This window comes from Shewanella insulae (assembly GCF_009831655.1).
Classification (GTDB): Bacteria; Pseudomonadota; Gammaproteobacteria; order Enterobacterales; family Shewanellaceae; genus Shewanella; species Shewanella insulae.
Window position 1 is genome coordinate 33,378 of record NZ_WRPA01000022.1, and the last position, 20,174, is coordinate 53,551.

9 protein-coding genes are annotated in these 20,174 nt (G+C 56.3%); 3 read left to right on the forward strand and 6 right to left on the reverse strand.

All coding sequences use genetic code 11. From position 1 onward, the window contains the following. Window positions 1-124: 124 nt before the first annotated feature. Window positions 125-928 (reverse strand): glucosamine-6-phosphate deaminase, encoded by an 804-nt coding sequence (nagB, locus tag GNT65_RS18380; RefSeq protein WP_160798657.1) that lies wholly within the window; start codon window positions 926-928, stop codon window positions 125-127. Window positions 929-1,245: 317 nt separating this feature from the next. Here nagB and GNT65_RS18385 point away from each other — a divergent pair, with 317 nt between their 5' ends. After that, window positions 1,246-1,794 (forward strand): pseudouridine synthase, encoded by a 549-nt coding sequence (locus GNT65_RS18385; protein WP_181006370.1) that lies wholly within the window; start codon window positions 1,246-1,248, stop codon window positions 1,792-1,794. A gap of 38 nt (window positions 1,795-1,832) precedes the next feature. Here the strand turns inward: GNT65_RS18385 and GNT65_RS18390 are convergent, their stop codons facing one another. The 3 genes from GNT65_RS18390 to prfB all read right to left on the reverse strand — a co-directional run bounded on the left by GNT65_RS18390 (window position 1,833) and on the right by prfB (window position 7,240). Next, complete coding sequence (locus GNT65_RS18390) at window positions 1,833-4,325, reverse strand: putative bifunctional diguanylate cyclase/phosphodiesterase (RefSeq protein WP_338091789.1); 2,493 nt, start codon at window positions 4,323-4,325, stop codon at window positions 1,833-1,835. Window positions 4,326-4,626: 301 nt separating this feature from the next. Continuing rightward, window positions 4,627-6,129: a lysine--tRNA ligase gene (gene lysS, locus GNT65_RS18395; RefSeq protein ID WP_160798659.1), complete on the reverse strand. Its 1,503-nt coding sequence runs from the start codon at window positions 6,127-6,129 to the stop codon at window positions 4,627-4,629. A 12-nt stretch (window positions 6,130-6,141) separates the two neighbouring features. Continuing rightward, window positions 6,142-7,240, reverse strand: a protein-coding gene (prfB, locus tag GNT65_RS18400) for a peptide chain release factor 2 (RefSeq protein ID WP_160798660.1) whose coding sequence is annotated in 2 segments (ribosomal slippage) — window positions 6,142-7,164 and window positions 7,166-7,240 — 1,098 coding nt in all. Because the reading frame shifts where the segments join, the coding sequence is not laid out codon by codon here. A gap of 189 nt (window positions 7,241-7,429) precedes the next feature. Here prfB and GNT65_RS18405 point away from each other — a divergent pair. Together GNT65_RS18405 and fdhF are read left to right on the forward strand one after the other, a co-directional pair. Further along, window positions 7,430-8,410, forward strand: coding sequence for a pentapeptide repeat-containing protein (locus GNT65_RS18405; protein WP_420853534.1), 981 nt, complete (start codon window positions 7,430-7,432; stop codon window positions 8,408-8,410). A 266-nt stretch (window positions 8,411-8,676) separates the two neighbouring features. Beyond that, on the forward strand, window positions 8,677-12,909 hold the full coding sequence (gene fdhF / locus GNT65_RS18410) for a formate dehydrogenase subunit alpha (RefSeq protein WP_160798662.1): 4,233 nt from the start codon (window positions 8,677-8,679) through the stop codon (window positions 12,907-12,909). A 121-nt stretch (window positions 12,910-13,030) separates the two neighbouring features. On the opposite strand, the gene GNT65_RS18415 is transcribed toward fdhF, so the two are convergent. Next, complete coding sequence (locus tag GNT65_RS18415; RefSeq protein ID WP_160798663.1) at window positions 13,031-14,695, reverse strand: methyl-accepting chemotaxis protein; 1,665 nt, start codon at window positions 14,693-14,695, stop codon at window positions 13,031-13,033. A 288-nt stretch (window positions 14,696-14,983) separates the two neighbouring features. After that, complete coding sequence (locus GNT65_RS18420) at window positions 14,984-20,101, reverse strand: S8 family serine peptidase (RefSeq protein ID WP_160798664.1); 5,118 nt, start codon at window positions 20,099-20,101, stop codon at window positions 14,984-14,986. Window positions 20,102-20,174 lie beyond the last annotated feature (73 nt).

Consider the following 20,174-nt stretch of genomic DNA (forward strand, 5'->3'; position numbering starts at 1 on the left):
CTCCTAATACCAGATACGAGTACCAGCAAAGAGCCGATTATTAACAAGGCGTTGCCATGGCAAGGCCCCAAAACAGAAAGGGCGCCTCGAGTGAGAGACGCCCTCTATGTTTACCCTGTTACAACTAGCCGGCCTTAAGGGCCGCCAACCTGGCCTGCAGCAGCTGGTTCTCCGCCTCGATATGCTTATAAAAGTCCTTATCGGCCAGCTTGGACGCCGCAGCCTCATCGATCACCAACACGGCGTCGCGATGCAGCTGCAGTGCCGAGGCGGGACAAGCGGCACTCAGGGCACCCTCTACCGCGGCGCGAATCGCATCGGCCTTACTCTCACCGGTTGCCAACAGCAACACCTTCTTGGCATCTAAAATAGTGCCAATCCCCATGGTGATCGACAGGTGGGGCTGATATTCCCCCTCGGCGAAGAAGCGGGCATTGTCCTCGATAGTCGCCTGAGTCAGCGTCTTGACCCGGGTGCGCGACATCAAACCCGATGAGGGCTCATTGAAGCCGATATGACCGTTACGGCCTATGCCAAGCAGCTGGATATCTATGCCACCGGTGGCCTGGATCTGCGCCTCATAGGCCTCGCAGGCGGCCGTGGGATCTTCGGCGTCTCCCGGCGGCACATGGGTGTTGGCCTTATTTATGTCTATGGCATCGAACAGCTGGCTGTTCATGAAGTAGCGATAACTCTGAGGATGACTCCCCTCCAGCCCCAGATATTCATCCAGATTAAAGCTGGTCACCCCCGCGAAGGAGATGGCGCCCGCCTGATTGGCGGCCACCAGACGCTGATAGAGAGACACTGGGGTCGAGCCAGTCGCCAGCCCCAGCACTGAGTCCGGCTTACGCTTAAGCTGATTAATGATGAGATTGGCACCATATTCCGCCACCTCGGCGCTGTCTCTTAGAATAACAATTTGCATGATTTGACTCGTCTCGCCCCTGGTAGTTAACGCCCTCTCCCGGCAGCTGACTGCATGATAACAAGCACAGCTCAACGCGCCTTCGGGAGAAATCAACATTACTATAACCACAAATGACAGCGTTGTCATTATTAATCTGATTATAAAAAAGACGCGTTATTCGTGGTAAACTCGCCCGGCCCAATATCACAGAGAAGCCTATGCCAGCTCTTAAGTCAGCCCCTATGCCAGCAAAAGTTACGCCTTTGAAAATTACCCCTGATTCAATTGAGCCGACTCAAGACGAGAGCCAGGAGAGTACGACTGACCAACACTTCATGATCTTTAAGCCCTACGGCTATCTGAGTCAGTTTGTCGGCGAGCGCCGTAAGCGCAAGCCGCTGCTGGGAGAGCTGGCGGACTTTCCCGCAGGTATCATGGCGATCGGCCGGCTGGATCATGACTCTGAGGGATTACTGCTACTAACCACAGATGGCAAGACCAGCCACGCGGTGCGCAGCAAGTCGATCGAGAAGGAGTATTATCTGCAGCTCAATGGTGAGATCACTGAGCAGGCAATATTGAGCCTCTGTGAAGGGGTGGAGATCGGCATCAAGGGCGAGAAGTATCGCACCCTGCCCTGCAAAGCACGCCGCCTTGACCAGGCACCCGATCTGCCGCCGCGCGGACGCAAGATCAGAGACGAGCGCCATGGGCCTACCAGCTGGCTGGCGATCACCATCACAGAGGGCAAGAATCGTCAGCTGCGCAAGATGACCGCCGCCGTCGGCTTTGCCACCCTGAGGCTGGTGCGGGTACGCATCGGCGATATCCACCTGGGTGGGCTGCAACCCGGTGAAGTCAGACCCCTTGCCGTACTAGGCTGAGCAGAAACCTAAGCGCTGTCTCGTAAACTAAGCTAACGCTAACTCAGGAACTCGGCCAGCTCTTCGACCACTCTTGGCTTGCTGTAGAGATAGCCCTGGGCCTGATCGCATCCCGCCGCCTCGAGGAAGGCCGCCTGCTCCGGCGTCTCCACCCCCTCGGCGATGATACAGAGGTTCAGCGCATGGCCGAGGGCAATCACCGCCTTGGCGATTGCCGTGTTGTTGCCGTCTCTGGGAATATCGCGAATGAAGGACTGATCTATCTTCAGCTTATGTATGGGCAGGCGCTTCAGGTAGTTTAGCGACGAATAGCCGGTACCGAAATCGTCCACCGACAACTCGACCCCAAGCTCACCCAACTGTTTCAGCACCTCGATCACCGCCAGGGGATCGGACATCATACAGCTCTCGGTTACCTCTAGCTCCAGGTACTGGGGTGGCAGTCCCGCCTCGTCGAGTACACGTTTAACCTCGGCGCAAAACTGATTCTGTTGCAGCTGAGGCCCGGCGACGTTCACCGAAATACGGCCAAAGCGCTTGCCCTCGGCTAACCATTGAGCGCCCTGAGTCGCCGCCTGTTTCAGCACCCAGAGACCAATCTCGTTGATCAGGCCGATATTTTCAGCCACCGGGATAAAGATGGCCGGCGAGATAGGCCCAAGTTGCGGGTCTTCCCAGCGCAGCAGCGCCTCGAAGCCGACACACTCCCCTGTGCCCAGCGCCAACTTGGGCTGATAAACCAGATAGAAGGCATCCTTGCTGATGGCGTCGTGCAGCGCACTCTGTAGCTTGAGATGCTCCACCGAGGCCAGAGTCAGAGATTGGGTGTAGAAGGCGTAATTGTTACGGCCATTGGCCTTGGCCCTGTGCATGGCGGTATCGGCGTTTCGCAGCAGGGTATCGCCACTCTCGCCATCGCCGGGATAGATGGCCACCCCCATGCTGGCGGTGAGGCGTACGCTGCCTTCTTCATCCAGCAGAAACGGCGCATCGAAGGCCTCGCGCAGGCGGCTTACCATGAGGGAGACGCTATCGTCGCTTTCCACATGGGGCAGGACAGCGATAAACTCATCGCTTCCCAGCCTGGCCAGGGTCGCCTCTTCCCCCAGCTTCTGTCCCAGGCGTCTGGCGACCTCCATCAGGATGGCGTCGCCGGTCACATGGCCGTAGCTATCATTGATATGTTTAAACAGATCCACGTCGATAAAGATCAGCGCCAGCTGTGTCTCTTCACGGGCGGCGTGTCGCAGCTCCTGCTCCAGGTTGGCCGACAGCATCATGCGGTTGGGCAACTTGGTCAGCGGATCGTGATACACCAGACGTGCCAGTTCCTTCTCACTCTGTTTCTGGGCCGAGATGTCGGCGAATACGGCGACGAAGTAGCGCACCTGATGATCGTCACCATACATGGAGCTGATGGTGAGCTGCTCTGGGTAGATGGCACCGCTCTTGCGTCGGTTCCAGATCTCGCCGTGCCACTTGCCATTGGTGAGCAGGGAGCGCCACAGACGCTCGAAGAAGGCCTTGTCGTGACGGCCGGAGTTTAAGATACGCGGGTTCTCCCCCAGTACCTCTTCGCGGCTGTAGCCGGTGATCTCGGTAAAGGCGCCATGGACCTCGACTATGTTCCCCCTGGCATCAGTGATCAACACCCCTTCCACCGAGTTCTCGAAGATATTGGCCGCCAGCTCCAGCTGTTCCTGAGCCGCCTTATGGGAAGTTATGTTGCGCGAGATGCCTATCACCCCCTCCAGGGTGCCATCGGACGCGACGACGGGGACCTTAGTGGTCTCCAGCCAAGAATTGGACTGGTCGATATCTTTGGCCTCGCACTCGGCGGCCGTTACCTGTACGCCGCGCACGATCGACTCATAGTCCCCTTGAACAAACTCCTCGGCTAACTCCGGGGAGAAGATCTCGTCATCGGTACGATTGAGTAGCTGTTCTCTATCGCGCCCCCAGGCTAATTCGACACTCTTATTGATCAGTACGTAGCGCCCCGCCACATCCTTCATCCACACATGCTCCGGCAGGCTATCGATGAAGAGCTGTAGATCGACTCGCTTCTCTCCCTGAGTATCAACCCGAGCCTCAGCCTGGGCTAACTGCTGGCGATCGGCCTGATAGAGATTAACGAGTGTGTATTGCATCGCCTGACAGGTCAGCTTGACCTGGGTATTTAGCCGCTTATCGTGATTAATCTGTTCGTTAGGCACCAGACAGAGGGCACCATAGAGGGCTTGGGAGGGCCAGAAGAGCGGCTGCAGGACAATGCCACCGACATTGACCGGCTCGCGGGGACGCTTGGGATATTCGATATAGTCGCGAAACAGGGTGAGCCCCTGGGCGCAGAGCTGAGCGACACTCTGTCGATGCACCTGATTGTCATCGCACAGGCTAAGCTGCGGCATCAAACCATCGGTGGCGGTGAGGCTCAGCAGGAAAAGACTGCCGTCAAAAATCTCGCCTAAGCTCTCTAACGCTTCCTGCCAATCTTGTAACGCTTCATCTGGAATCTTGATATCTATCACTATCCTACTCCGAGAGCGACGACCGAGTGTCACTATCCCTTAATCCCTTTTCCGCTAGCTTATCGCCTATTAGTCGTAATGGACACCAGCAAACGCCAGAAATTAACCTTAATTTAACAAAAGTATATCTATCCCGACAAAAAATGGCGTTAGGTAAGGCTTGAGTCATCTTACACTATAAATAGGGCAGGTTATCAGTAGTTTAATCTAATAATGAGTCTCAGACGCCCATTTCGTCGACAAGAAGCGCAAATAAAAAAACCAGCCCTGAGGCTGGTTTTTTTTATTAAGCGTTGCCAGCTTATCCCTGAGGGCGCATCGCCGGGAAGAGGATCACGTCACGAATGGTGTGAGTGTTGGTAAACAACATCACCAGACGGTCGATACCTATGCCCTGACCCGCAGTCGGTGGCAGGCCGTGCTCCAGTGCCGTGATGTAGTCGGCGTCATAGAACATGGCTTCGTCGTCACCCGCGTCTTTGGCATCAACCTGCGCCTTGAAGCGCTTGTCTTGATCTTCCGCGTCGTTCAGCTCGCTGAAGCCGTTGGCCACTTCGCGACCGCCGATGAAGAACTCGAATCGATCTGTGATGAAGTGATTCTCATCGTTACGGCGAGCCAGCGGCGAGATATCGGCCGGATAACCTGTGATGAAGGTAGGCTGCATCAGCTTAGGCTCGGCGGTTTCACCAAAGATCTCTTCCAGCAGCTGACCACAAGTCCAGAACTTCTCGATGGTCATGCCCAGGCTCTTGGCCAGGTTACGCATAAACTCGACGGCTTTAACCTCTTCATAGGTCATAGACTGAATGGTCTCGTTATCTGGGTTGTACTTCTTAATCGCGTCCAGCATGCTCAGACGCTCGTATGGACCACCGAAATCGATAATGTGATCGCCATATGGCAGCTTAGTATCACCCAGCAGATCTTTGGCGATCGAAGAGAGCATCTCTTCGGTCAGGTCCATCAGATCCTTATAGTCGGCATAGGCCATATAGAATTCCATCATGGTGAATTCTGGATTATGGCGTGGCGACAAGCCCTCATTACGGAAGTTACGGTTAATCTCGAACACACGCTCGAAACCACCCACGACCAGACGCTTGAGGTATAGCTCAGGCGCGATACGCAGGTACATCTCGATATCCAGCGCATTGTGGTGGGTAATGAAAGGACGCGCCGACGCACCGCCTGGGATGCTGTGCATCATAGGCGTTTCCACTTCCATGAACTCTTTGCTCACCATGAAGTTACGAATAGCGGTAACCACTTTCGAACGCATTATGAAGGCTTCACGCGACTCTTCGTTCACGATCAGGTCCACATAACGCTGACGGTAGCGGGTCTCCTGGTCGGTCAGGCCGTGGAACTTCTCTGGCAGTGGACGCAGCGCCTTGGTCAGCAGCTGGTACTCTTCCATGTTGACATAGAGGTCGCCCTTGCCCGACAGGTGCAACTGGCCGGTAACACCTATGATGTCGCCGATATCCAGCCCCTGATACTTAGCCTTAAGATCTTTCTGTACGTCTTTACCGGCATAGGCCTGGATGCGACCGCTCACATCCTGGATCACCAGGAAGGGGCCACGCTTGGCCATGATACGACCGGCGATAGAGCGCTGGACCTTCATCTCTTCCAGCTCTTCCTTGCTGTAGTGACCATACTCGGCCTGGATATCGGCAGCCTTATGTTTTCGATCGAAGTTGTTCGGGTGACCGTTAGCAGGGCAAGAAGCGCGAACGTGATCCAACTTGGCACGGCGCTCTGCAATTAACTTGTTTTCGTCTTGAGTTTGTTCAGTCATCTTCTTCTCTCGTTAAAGGCCAGATTTCAGGCTAGCTTCAATAAACTTGTCCAGATCGCCGTCGAGGACACTCTGGGTATTACGACTTTCGACACCGGTACGCAGATCTTTGATACGGGCATCATCGAGCACGTAGGAACGGATCTGGCTGCCCCAGCCAATATCAGACTTGGCATCTTCGGCGGCTTGCTTGTCGGCATTCTGTTTTAGCATTTCCAATTCGTACAACTTAGCTTTTAGTTGCTTCATTGCCGAGTCACGGTTCTTGTGCTGGGATCTATCGTTTTGACACTGCACCACGGTATTGGTGGGCAAGTGAGTAATACGAATCGCCGATTCCGTCTTGTTGACGTGCTGACCACCCGCGCCCGAGGCTCGGTAGGTATCGATACGCAGATCCGCTGGATTGATATCGATCTCGATAGAGTCATCGATCTCCGGATAGACAAACACAGAGCAGAACGAGGTGTGACGCTTACCCGAGGAGTCGAACGGCGACTTTCGCACCAGACGATGTACCCCGGTTTCGGTACGCAGTGAACCGAAGGCATACTCGCCGGTGAACTTGACGGTGGCGCCCTTGATACCGGCGACATCGCCGTCGGTCACTTCGATAAGCTCGGGCTTGTAGCCCTTGGCTTCACCCCAGCGCAGATACATGCGCAGCACCATGTTGGCCCAATCCTGCGCCTCGGTACCGCCAGAACCCGATTGAATATCAAGGTAGCAATCAGATGCGTCGTTAGGGCCCGAGAACATGCGGCGGAACTCTAGCTCTTCCAGGCGCTTCTCCAGGCTGGCCAGCTCGCTGTTAGCGTCGTTGAAGGTGTCTTCATCATCTTCTTCAACGGCCAGCTCCAACAGGCCTTCCACATCCTCCAGGCCGCTGTCCATATCGTCAATAGTCTTGACCACGGCCTCTAACGAGGCACGCTCTTTACCCAGGGCCTGGGCATTATCGGGATTGTTCCAAACGTCGGCGCTCTCAAGCTCTCGACTCACTTCTTCTAGACGCTCACTCTTAGCATCGTAGTCAAAGATACCCCCGAAGAAGTTGGGTGCGCTCGGCCAGCTCCTTGATTTTAAATTTAACCGGATTGACTTCAAACATGACTCTTTCTACTTAAAACTCGATTGGCAGGAATGCAAACGCGGTATTTTAACTCAATCGCCCCTATTCGCATAGGGGCGAAGCAGTGCTTATTGAGCGAATTTCATCGCAAAATCCCCCCTTTATTGCTCCCAATGGCCACACGGGAGAATTCAACCCCTTTTCGGCAGGCTGGCTATAATGTTCAATATGAAACCGACGAACCAATGCTGCTATCACGAAGACGAAGGCTTCTCCTGCACAGAGCCGGCCGAGGCCTCCGGGCTCTGCTATTGGCATGATCCTAAAATCATTAAAGATAAACCGGAGGATGTCGCCCGTCTCGAGGCCTTCGCCAGAAACGGCGGCATGCTTAGGGGCATCTCCCTCAAGCGGGCCAACTTGCCCGGCATCGACCTGGTGAGGCACCATCAGAAGACAGGCTTCGACATGAGCCACGCCGAGCTGTATCGCGCCAACCTCCAGGGGGCGCACATGTTTAACCTCAACCTGCAAAACGCCAGCCTGATGAAGGCGGATCTACGCGAGGCCAACGTCCACTGCGCCAACCTGGTGGGTACAAATCTCCTGGGGATCAAGTGGAACGGCGCCAAGATAGAGAACATCAACACAGGCAAGATCCTCAAACAGGAACGACTGGCCAACGAGGCGGAAAGGGTAGGCGAAGCCGAGATAGCCCAGGATTATTTTGAGCAGGCCGAGGAGATCTACCGGGATCTGCGTAAGGCCGCCGAGCGCGAAGGCTTGTTTGCCATGGGCGGTGACTACTTGCGTAAGGAGCTCACCATGCGCCGTCATCAGATGCCTAAATACAGCTATTCACGCGCCCTCTCCAAGATGATCGACGTCTTCTGCGGCTATGGCGAGGCGCCCACTCGAGTGATCGGTTTCTCCATGGGCCTCATCTTCATCTGCGCCCTGCTCTACCTGTTCACCGGGCTCAACTACGACGGCAACATCCACGTCTTCAACTGGCAAAACGATCTGGCCACCAACCTGGCGCTCTTCTTCAACTGCGTCTACTACTCTGTCGTCACCTTTACCACCCTGGGCTATGGCGACTTTACACCCATAGGCTATTCCCGCGCCATCGCCGCCGTCGAGGCCTTCACCGGCAGCTTTACCATCGCCCTGTTTGTGGTGGTCTTCGTCAAGAAGATGACCCGCTAAGGGCAAAGTGTGACCCACCTCAAATCACACCATTACCGGCTTCGCGTAAGCCGTCAAACCTAGCGCAATTTGTGAGCAACGCTGCAAATGCCGCACAAAAAATCACTACTAAGACCTGTGGTGAAAAAGCCTCTGGGTATACTCGAGCAAACCTTGTTTCGCTAATTTACGATAAGCCTGTTTACCCACGGGCAATCCACAAAAAAATCATCGACGCGACCAAGGTAGCCAAGCTCAAGCTTAGATTCTAATAAAAGGTCCCTACCATGATAGAACTCACCTTCGACGGCCAGGTCGTCAAAGCCAACCGGGGCGAAGATCTGCTCTCCTGTGCCAAGGCCGCAGGCATAGCGATCCCTAATTTATGTCATCTGGGCAAACAACTGGACGACAAACTCGCAGGCAAGCAAGACTGCAATCTCTGTTATGTGGAGGTGCGAGACGGCCAGGGCGACTTCCACACAGTCAAGGCCTGTAAGACACAGGTCGAGGCACCGCTTGAGGTGATCACCCACTCGGCCGCACTCAGCAAACGCCGCCAGGCCGCGCTGAAACACCTTTTGAGCGACCACTTCGCCGACTGCGAAGCCCCCTGTCAACAGGCCTGTCCTGCTGGGGTAGACGTGCAGTCCTATCTGCTGCATATCGCCCAGGGCAATCACAAGGAAGCGGTCAAGGTGATCAAACAGACCCTGCCGCTGCCCCTCTCTATCGGCCGTGTCTGCCCGGCGTTTTGCGAAACGGCCTGTCGCCGTGGCGAGCTGGATGAGCCCCTGGCCATACGCCAGCTCAAGCGTCACGCCGCCGACCTGGATCTCGACAGTGAGGACACCTATGTACCGCCCAAGGCGCACGCCACCGGTAAAAAAGTCGCCATCATTGGCAGCGGCCCGGCGGGGATCAGCGCGGGTTACTATCTCTCCAACGCCGGTCATGAGGTGATCATCTATGAATCTATGCCCAAGGCGGGCGGCTGGCTAAGATACGGCATCCCTGAGTACCGTCTGCCCAAGCAGATTCTGGACAGAGAGATAGACCTCCTGTGCCAGAACGGCCTGATGATACAGACAGACACGCGTCTCGGCCGCGACATCCACCTCAAGGAGCTGGTTAACCAGTTCGACGCCGTCTGTCTCGCCATCGGCGCCCAGAAGGCGGTGCCCATGAACTACCCAGGCGTAGACCTCGAAGGCTGCTATCTTGGCGTGGACTACCTTAAGGATCACTGCACAGACAACAACTACCACACGGGCAAGAAAGTGGCGGTGATCGGCGGCGGCAACACAGCCATCGACTGCGCCCGTACCGCCCTGCGCAAGGGCGCCGAGGTGACACTAGTCTATCGCCGCACCCGCGACGAGATGCCGGCGGAGCTTTATGAGATAGAGGAGGCCGAACATGAGGGCGTGCGCTTCTATTTCCTCACCAACCCTATCGAAAACCATGGCGACACCGACGGCCGTATCAATGCCGTCACCTTCGAGAAGATGCGCCTTGGCGAGCCCGATGCCTCCGGCAGACGCTCACCTAAGGCCACGGGCGAGACCTTCACCGAGGCGTTCGATACTGTGATCCCAGCGGTCTCCCAGACCCCTGACATGACCTTCCTCGAGCACCCCGAGAGCCAGCTCTCCACCGGCGAGGTGGCCCTGACTCGCTGGAACACCTTCTCCGGCTGTGATCACACCATGTCGTCCGGGGTAGAGAAGCTGTTCGTGCTCGGCGATTCACGCACAGGCCCCGCCACGGCAGTCGCCGCTGTGGCCGATGGTCGCAAGGCCGCTAACGCCATCGAGAAACTGCTGAGCGGCGAGCTGAGCTGCGAGCTGATTCAAGCGCCCTTCAATTCACAGAAACAGGATGAGCAGAAGCCAGACAGCCGCCACTTCCCGGACCGACTGTTGCTGGCCAAGGCCAAGATGCCCGAGCTGGCCATCGACAAGCGCCTAAGCAACTTCGACGAGATAGAACTCGGCTTCAACGACGAGGAGGCGATGCTCGAGGCCGCCCGCTGTCTCGAGTGTGGCTGTCAGGCCAACACAGAGTGCGCCCTGCGCGACTACGCCACCGAATACCGTGTGGATGGTGCCACGCTCGATAAGCAGGGCCACCGCGCCTTTACCCAGGATGCCAGCACGCCCTTCATCAACTTCGACCCCAACCGCTGCATCAGCTGCGGCGCCTGCGTCACCATCTGTCATCAACAGTCTGGACACAAGGCGATCAGCTTCGAACCCGGCAGCTACCTGGCCCTGCCTCAGGAGATGGCCGCAACACACGCCCGTCAGGCACCGCGCGCCGGATTCAGCGTCACCATGGCCGACAGCCAGTGTGTCCAGTGCGGCAACTGCGTCCAGGTCTGCCCCACTGGCGCCCTGACCGATGCCAGAGACAAGCGTCAGGGGGTTAAGAGTGAGCTGAAGCAGACCTCCACCGTCTGCACTTACTGCGGTGTGGGTTGCCGCATCTTGATCCACAGCGATCCCGTTACAGGCGAGATTAAACGGGTCTCGGGCGACAGCCGATCCCAGGTCAACGAGGGGATGCTCTGCGTCAAGGGCCGCTTCGGCTTCGACTTCATCAACAGCCAGCAACGCCTGACCCAGCCATTACTGCGTAAGGCGGGCGAGCTGGTACCGGTCAGCTGGAACGAGGCGATCGACTACATAGGCGCGCAGCTGGGTCGCATCAAGGCCGAACATGGCGGTGACGCCATCGCGGGTCTGGCTTCGGCCAAGGCGACCAACGAAGATAACTATCTGTTCCAAAAGCTGTTTAGAAGCGTTATCGGCACCAATAACATAGATCACTGCGCCCGCCTATGCCATGCCTCGACGGTCACCGCCTTGCAGGAGAGTCTCGGCAGCGGTGCCATGACCAATGACATTCCGTCGATCAAGTCTTCGGATCTCATCTTCATCCTGGGCTCGGATACCGAGGCGGCGCATCCCATCATCGCCTCCAAGATCAAACAGGCGGTGAGTCAGCACGGAGCCCGTCTGGTGGTGGCCGATCCTAAGCGGGTCAGCATAGCCGACAGCGCCGAGCTCTATCTGCGTCACCGCCCAGGAAGTGACGTCATGCTGCTCAATGCCATCATGCAGGAGATCATCAAGCAGGGCTGGCACGACGAGGATTATATCGACCGCCGCGTCGAAGGGTTCGACGCACTACGCGCCGAGGTGATGAAGGAAGACTACAGCCTGAGTAACGCCGCCAAGATCACCGGCGTCGGCGAGCAGGAGATAGCCCTGCTGGCCCACATGATAGGCACGGCAGAGAAGACGGCTATCTACTACGCCATGGGGATCACCCAGCACACCTCGGGACACGACAATGTCACCGCCATCGCCAACCTGCAACTGCTGTGTGGCAACATAGGCGTCGAGGGTGCGGGGATCAATCCACTGCGCGGCCAGAGCAATGTTCAGGGCGCCTGTGATATGGGGGCCCTGCCCAACTACTTCACCGGCTATCAGAAGGTAACCGACCCAGAGGTGCAGGCGGCCTTCAGGCAGGCCTGGCAACAGGAGTGGCTACCGGATCAGATAGGCCTGGCGGCCACAGAGATGATGCATGCCCTGGCCCACGGCGAGCTCAAGGCCCTCTATGTGATGGGGGAAAATCCTGTGCTGAGCGATCCCGATCAGGCCCATGTGATGCAGGGGCTGGCGTCGGCCGAGCTGCTAATCGTGCAGGATATCTTCATGACGGAGACAGCCCAGATGGCCGACGTGGTACTGCCGGCCGCCAGCTTCGCCGAGAAGCCAGGTCACTTCACCAACACAGAGCGCCGGGTACAGCGTCTGCAGGCGGCCATCGAGAGCCCCGGCCTGGCGCGCCGCGACTGGCAGATCATCACAGATATCGCCAAGGCCCTGGGCGCAAATTGGCGCTATGAGGATGAAGCATCTATCTGGCAAGAGCTGACCCGGGTCACCCCCCAGTATCGCGGCATCAGTTGGCAGGACACAGACCCGAGTACGCAAAAAGGCCTGCGGGGCAAACAGTGGCCCTGCCCCGAGCCTGGCCATGAAGGCACGCGCCTGATGCATCAGATGCGCTTTACCCGCGGCCTGGGCAAGATGGCACCCGTCAGCTATCGCCTGCCGGCCGAGCTGCCCTGTGAAGACTACCCCTTCACCCTGTCAACCGGACGCCTTTTGGAGCAGTTCCACACCGGCACCCTGACCCGCAAGACGGACGGTCTCAACACCCTGGGCTCACCCAGGGTGATGATGTCGGCCATAGACGCCGACCGTCTGGGGGTGAACAACGGCGACCTGCTGACCCTGTCCACGAGGCGCGGCAGCATCAGTATCACCGCCTTCGTCACGCGACGTGCCCAGCCTGGAGTCTTGTTCCTGCCCTTCCACTTTGCCGAGGCGGCGGCTAACAAGCTGACCAACAATGTGCTGGATCCTGTGGCCAAGATCCCCGAGTTTAAGATCTGCGCCGTCAGGGTTGAGAAGGCCAGCGAGGCCCTCTGTAACGCCTAGCCCAGACTGGGAGCAACAAAAAGGCCGCGACACATGTTGCGGCCTTTTTCTATTGCTTGCTGTTTGTAAGGCTGTCTGCTGGCTACATCTTAAATTGACCAACTACACCTTACACTGCCCGCTAAACCTTAAATTGACCAACTAAGGTATCCAGGTTGTGGCCCTCGTTGGCCAGCCCCTGGCTGGTATCCGAGGCACTGTTACTGGCCTGTAGCAGCTCGTTGACTATCTCCTGAATCGCAAACACGTTGCGGTTGATCTCCTCGGTCACCGAACTCTGCTCGGTGGCCGCCGTGGCGATCTGGGTACTCATATCGTTGATGGAGGTGACCGCCGAGGTGACCGCCCCCAGGCTGTCGGAGATCGTCCGCGACGAGGTCACAGAGCGATGGCAGCTCTGCTGGCTCGACTCCATGCTACCCACCGCCAGCGACACCAGGTTATGCAACTCAGACAGCATCTCGTTAATCTCTAAGGTACTGGCCTGTGTCCGGCTGGCCAGGCTGCGCACCTCATCGGCCACCACGGCAAATCCGCGCCCCTGCTCACCGGCACGTGCCGCCTCGATGGCGGCGTTCAGGGCCAGCAGGTTAGTCTGCTCGGCGATGCCGCCGATCACACTCAGCACGCTGTTGATCTTCTGCGACTGCTCGTTGAGGGAGTTGATATGGCCCGCCGCCACATCGATCTCCGCCATCAGGGTCGAGACCTCATTCAGTGAACTATCGACGCACTCCTGGGCATTGCCCACGTCTTCAGTCGCCGCCTGAGTCGCCTCGGCCACCTGTGTGGTGCTCATGGCAACCTCGGAGGCGGTCGCCGACATCTCGGTGATCGCCGTCACCACCTGATCCGTCTCATTGTTATGGCTGATCAGCTGATTTGCCATGGCGGTGGTCTGAGACGAGATATTATCGGCGCCGCTCTTCACCTCCACTGTGGCCCTGGCCACATCCTTGATGATCCCCTGCAGCTTATCGACAAACTGGTTGAAGGCGCGCCCCAACATGGCGATCTCATCGCTGCCCTGCACATCCAGGCGCTTGGTCAGATCCCCCTCCCCCTTGGCGATATCTTCCAGGTTCTGCACCATGTTGCCAATAGGATTGACCATGCGCTGGGCTGCCACCAGAATCACTACCGCGGTAATAGCCACCAGCACCAGGGCAAAGAGGATGATCATCATCGCCTTGTCGTTCATGTGCTGGGTCATCACCTCGCGGTAGCTGTCCACCTGCGCCTCGATATCGTCGGTATAGGCTCCTGTGCCTAAGATCCAATCCTTGCCGGGTATGGTTACCGCGTAGCCGATTTTGGGTACTAAACCCACGGCGCCAGGCTTGGAATGCTCATAGGAGAAGAAGCCGTCGCCCCGACGAGCGGTATCGATCAGCCCCACCACCACCTTCTTACCATTGGGATCTGTCATGCCGATCAGGTTCTTGCCTTCCTGATCCGGCTTCACCGCATGGAAGATGCTGATTCCGTTAAAGTCATAGATGAAGAAGTAACCTGCACTGCCGAAACGCACGTTACGCAGCGCCTTATTCACGTCCCCCGCTTCGCCTAGACTCATCTGGTAATTAACAATTTCCAGGGCTATCTGAACTTGTTCCTGTAACTGCGCCTTTCTCTCTTTATAGAGACTCTCTTTGAAAGTCGCCATATTCTCTTCGAGAGATTTGGATTCCAGGTTATAGGTAATTGAAACTAAGAAGAGAAAACTCAAAATCAGGGGCAGGAGAGCAAATACCAACAGCTTATTCTTCATTTTTAATTGCCACATGATGGACTCCAACAGGGTTTGTTACATTTGTAAGTAAAATATAGCTAAAAAGTACCAGTGTCAGTGCCTAATTCTAGATAAATTGTAGTAGATCAATAATCCTCGCCAACTTGTTCAAATTTTCTACCTAACATAAAAAAAGCCAGCATTCCATCCCTGGCATACTGGCAATCACTTCGATTTTTTTATCAGGGTACTCACCTACGCCTTGGCACTATGTATTAAGCGCCATCATAGATGACATAGCAGGCAGTATAGTCTCGTAAACCGCCCGCTCCCCTTCCCAGATTAACGCGCTAGCTTGCGACGCAGACCGGCGAACATCAGTAGCACCAGGGCTGCGAAACCGAGCGCACCACCGTCGTCACTATCCTCAGCCTCAGGTTGAGTCTCTGGCTCAGGCTGTGGCTCGACGCCGTCAGACTCAACGGTCAGCATGAAGCTGGTCGATGCCGCATCGCTAGGGTTCTCCACATCGCTCACGGTAACCGTTACTTCGACTTCGCCATAGAAGTTGGCTTCCGGCGTGATGGTAATCTCACTACCCGAGGTATGGCCATCGACCACAGCGGTAATATGCTCACCGGTAACAGTGATCTGGTTAACGCTGTTTTGCTCATCGGCGTACATAACGGCTATGCCTTCCAGGCTAGTGTTCTCTGCCACACTCTGGTCGGCGATGGCGCCCAGGGTGATGTTAGAGGCAACACTGACAGTGTGGCTCATGCTGATGTCGGCCATGCCTTCGACCTGGCTCACGGCATTAACCGTTAGGTCCTGACCTGCGGCATTGTCTTTCACGCGAGTCCAGGCGGTCACCTCGAACTGCGAAGACTCTGGGCCCACGTAGTCGTAACAGATAACCAGGTCGTCGGATAATTTCTTATCCAGCTCACCATAGCTAAACTGCTCACCGAGATACTTCTGCAATGGTCCATAGGCATACATACCGCCCCTGAAACCTTGGATACCGACAGAACCACGACCACCCTGGCTGCCGAAGTCCAGATTGTCATAGGCCATCATCATCTCGTACTCACCGTCACCATGGCGGGTGTTGACGTTAAAGATCAGCTCGAAATCGAACCTGTCATCCTGCTCTTCCCACTGGTAGACACGGTTAGCGTCCCGACCCGCCGACTTGTATGTACGTGCATTATCGTATTCCAGGATGCCCCAACCGGTTTGGGTGCTCGCAATAGAGATGCCCGCACGCTCATTCCAGTTGTTAACCAGTGGCGCCGACAGAATTGCTCTTGGCGCATTTGGATCCAACACCTCGAAGCCTCGCCACATCATGCCGATCGACTCGTATGGGAAGTTCTGATACGGGAAGATGTCGTGATATGGGAAGAAGAAGGGCTGACCTTCCCACAGCGACACGATACCGTGAGCATGGATATCTAATGCGTTCTGCTTGCCGACGTTGAGGTTTTCGCTGTTGTTATACAGATGGAAGCTGTCATAACGACCGCCGAAGATCACATCGATTGGCAGTACGATACCGTTGCGGTAGAGGATGTTGTTATCCTTACCGTTAAGGGCACGACCGTTGGCATCATATTCCACAGGCGCGAAGCCGCTGAACATCGGATAGATACGGAACTCTTCGAGATCCACATAGCCACCCGGATTCGAGTTACCGAAATTCGGCGTGCGGCACATGGCATCTTCCAGGTTAGTGGTCACATTGTAGCTAGGTTCCTGATCGGCGGTATTAGGTTGGACACCGCTGATGGTCAGCTTACCCTCTTCCAGGCTGATGTCAGTCACTATCGACTCAGATGACGTCAATACATCTTCCACATTCAGGCTCAGGCCTGCCGGGATGTCGGCACTAATCGTAAAGGCACGATCTACGCCGCTGTCATTAGGCTGCACCTCGAAGGTGAATGGTACCTGCTCACCCAGATGGGCACCGGTTTTCGGTACGTCCAAGTGCACGTCATCGATACCACGCTCAAGCTTGAAAGCGACCTTGCCAATGTTGCCGGCGTTGATCTCCGAACTACCGAAATCGATCAGCGAGTAATAGACGTCACCCTCTTCCATCTCTGGTATGTTCCAGTTCACCTGGATATCCACTGGATCCTGACCATTGCTGGCAGGCACATCCAGGCTCATGTTAGAGGCCACTTCGTCGGTCACAACGGTTGTTGCAAACTGGAAGGTCTCCTCCATCGCGTCATGGTAGTTGTTCTGTACCGAGCCCTTTCGTGGGTTGTAGAACACCGCCCAATATTGGCCCTCTTCAGGCTGGTTGATATTACAGAAGTTGTCGTACTGGATATGGTTAGAGACACACAATAGCTCTTCGAACGGATCCGCCTGGCCATTGCCGTTATAATCTTTACCCACGTAGACCAGCAGGTTGCCCTTATCTAAGGTGCCATCCAACTCACTCTCTGTAGTACCGAAAGACTCGACCATCAGACGGCGAGCATTTGCCGGCACCTGGATCATCTCTACATGAGTCGCCTCATCTAAGCGCTCCTCCATAGGCACGCTCTGATCCGCATTGCTGCTCCAAGGGAAGCTGGCATCATCATCTTTTGGCAGGGTAATGCTCTTCAGATCGGCCTTAACAGGTTCGAAGACACGGCCAAAGATGCTGTCGCTCTCCGGCAAGTTGATCCCCTTAACGATTGCATTGCCATCGTTACGGTGAGCCGTTGCCGCCAGACGTGCCGGCATGCCGTTCTTGTCGTACTTGAAGACCACGGGCCAGTGGGCCTCAGACGCCGCACCACTGGTCTCGGTGAAGATCAGGTTAGAGTGCAGCTCAACTTCCGCGTTACTGAACCAATCCTGGGTATCCATGATCGAGGCCTCGACCACGATATCCATGGATTCCCCCGCTTCCAGGGTAAACTCGCTCGGCGTAACCTTGATTGACACACCGTTCTGCACCATCTGTGAACGGGAGTCGAAGGCCCAGTTGATCACGTCATCATGGGTCACGCTCCAGCTACCGGCGGTCGTCGCCTTGATGGTACGGATCCACTGACACTGTGGCTTACACTCGAAGTTCACCAGCTGAGGTATGTTCAGCTTGTGCACCGCGCCACCGTTTTGCGGATCGGCAGCCTTAAAGTTATCAACCGTCTCATCCATGACGAAACCGGCCTTGGCGGCGTTAGCCACGTTGATACGACCCGTACCGGCACGGTAGGTGGAGGCCAATACAACATCACCATTCTCATCGTTGAGTCTGTGATACTGCACCTTGTTTTCCGCCGTCATGGCCAGCGCAGATTGAATCTCGGTGGCACTCCAGCTCGGCTTAGCCTGCTTAAGCAGCGCCATGGCACCGGCAACATGAGGCGAGGCCATAGAGGTTCCGCTCAGGAAGGCAAAGTCACCGGACGCGCCACTAGAGACGAATGGATGCTCATCGGCGTAGGCGGCGTAGATATTAACGCCTGGCGCCGCAACCGCTGGGATCAGGGCTTCCGGGGTCGATGGGCTAGGACCACGTGACGAGAAGGCGGCCAACCAGTCGGCGCGCTCAGGATCCAGGTCACGATCTATCGTGGTTTCGGAGATGGTCAGCACATGATTACTGCCCTTGGCCAACCAGTCGCTCAGGCCGTAACCCGACATGCCATTGTCCCAGCGGCCATCCCACTCCTGTTTGGTGATATGGATACTTGGCACAGAATAGGCTGCCGTGGCGACTATGGCATCGGCATTGGCATAGTTATACATGATCATACCGTCGGCGCCGCCAGCCAGGATGTTATTGGCCTTGGCGCTACGGGCGATGCCGTTAGGATCGTTAAGATTGTTACGCTTACACACCACAATCACATCGGTAGGGTTGCCGTCGGCATCGGTAAGATCGAAGGTACCCGCAGGGAACGGCTCACCACAGTACTCATCGCCGTAGTCGCTGGCCTTGACCACCATGCCCGTCACCGAGCTGGTGTTTACCGCGCCACCGACAATTTCGCTCCAACGAGGCGCTTCATCGCCGCCCATAGGCTCGACCAGCTTGGTCTCGACCAAGATCTCACGAGAGTGGGTACTCGCCGCCACATTCATCAACCAAGGCGAGGCATGGTCGATGGCACCGAAGTACTCCTTGTAGCCCGCAGGCTGACCCGAGTTACCCGCCGCTGCAGCAACTGAGATGCCGGCTTCGCGGGCCGACAGGAAGGCCAGCTCGACATCGTCGCTCCAAGGGTGAGAGTCTTGACCACCGATAGAGAAGTTAATTACGTCGACGCCGTCGCTGATGGCATCTTCGATACCGGCGATCAGGGCTTCACCCGGACAACCAGGGTTGAGTTCGTTCGATGGATGACACACCTGGTAAGAGATAATGTTGGCGTGAGGCGCCACACCGCTCATACGCGGGAAGAGTGCCTCTTTAACGACGCTACCATCATTCACCGCACCCGGCGCCGGATTGACAAAATCGACATCCAGCAACACGTTACCCGCGGCGGTCGATGCCACGTGAGAGCCGTGGCCCTGGTAGTCTTCACCCACGGCTGGGCGGGTATCGCCATAGACGCCGCTGGTGAAATTATCTGTGATCACAGGGTATGAGCGCACACCGATAAGCTTGTCGGTACACAGGCCTTCGAAGCCCTCCTTGAGACAGTCACCCACGTACTGACCCGCCCCCCATGGGTTTTGGTGATCGTAGCCATCATCGCCCACATCGGCAAAGGATCTGTGGTCTGTGTTTACCCCGGTATCGATAATACCGACGATCACGTTCTCACCCTTGTAAGGCACAGAGTCTGTCACTGTGCCTGTCCAGATCTTGTCCGCACCGATCAGCTCAGGGCCGACATCGGAAAGCAGATCATAGGTCTTGGAGCGACGAACAGAGGCAACATTTGCCATCTGGGAGACGCGCTTGGCCTCTTCCTGAGTCATGGTCATAGAGAAACCGTTGACCGCATTGGTAAACTGCTGACGCACTGGGCGATCGCCCAGGGTGGCGGACAGTTCAGAGATCACCGACTGCTGCTTGCTCAGCAGCTGATCGCGGTACTGTTTAATCTCGCGGTTAACCGGCTGACCGGCCACAAACAACTTAGCCTCACCAGGTTTCCCCTTGACCGAACTGCGCTCTGTGCCACCTTGAGCCAGCAGGCTCGCGCCCGCCTGTGCCAACGGCTTCTGATAGAGTCTGACGATATAGACATGCTCACCTGTCAGTCCCTCTTCGGCAACGAACTTCTGGTTCTGCTGACTGATCTGTACATTCAGGCCGTCGTTTTGCAACAGGTTAATCTCTTGCGTGCTGCCGGCATTGAGTTTTTTCGCCTGCTCAGCGGTGATATTCAGCGGCTCGAGTCTTTCGACCTTACCCGGCTGTATCGCCGCTTGGACCATACCGGCACTGTAGAGTGCGGCCGCCACGGCTGTTACTAATGTTTTCACTTTCATGAAACTTCCACCTTTTTTGTAGTTATGCCCTGATGAAGCTTGTTGTTTGCATACTTATTCATCAGCGAACTAA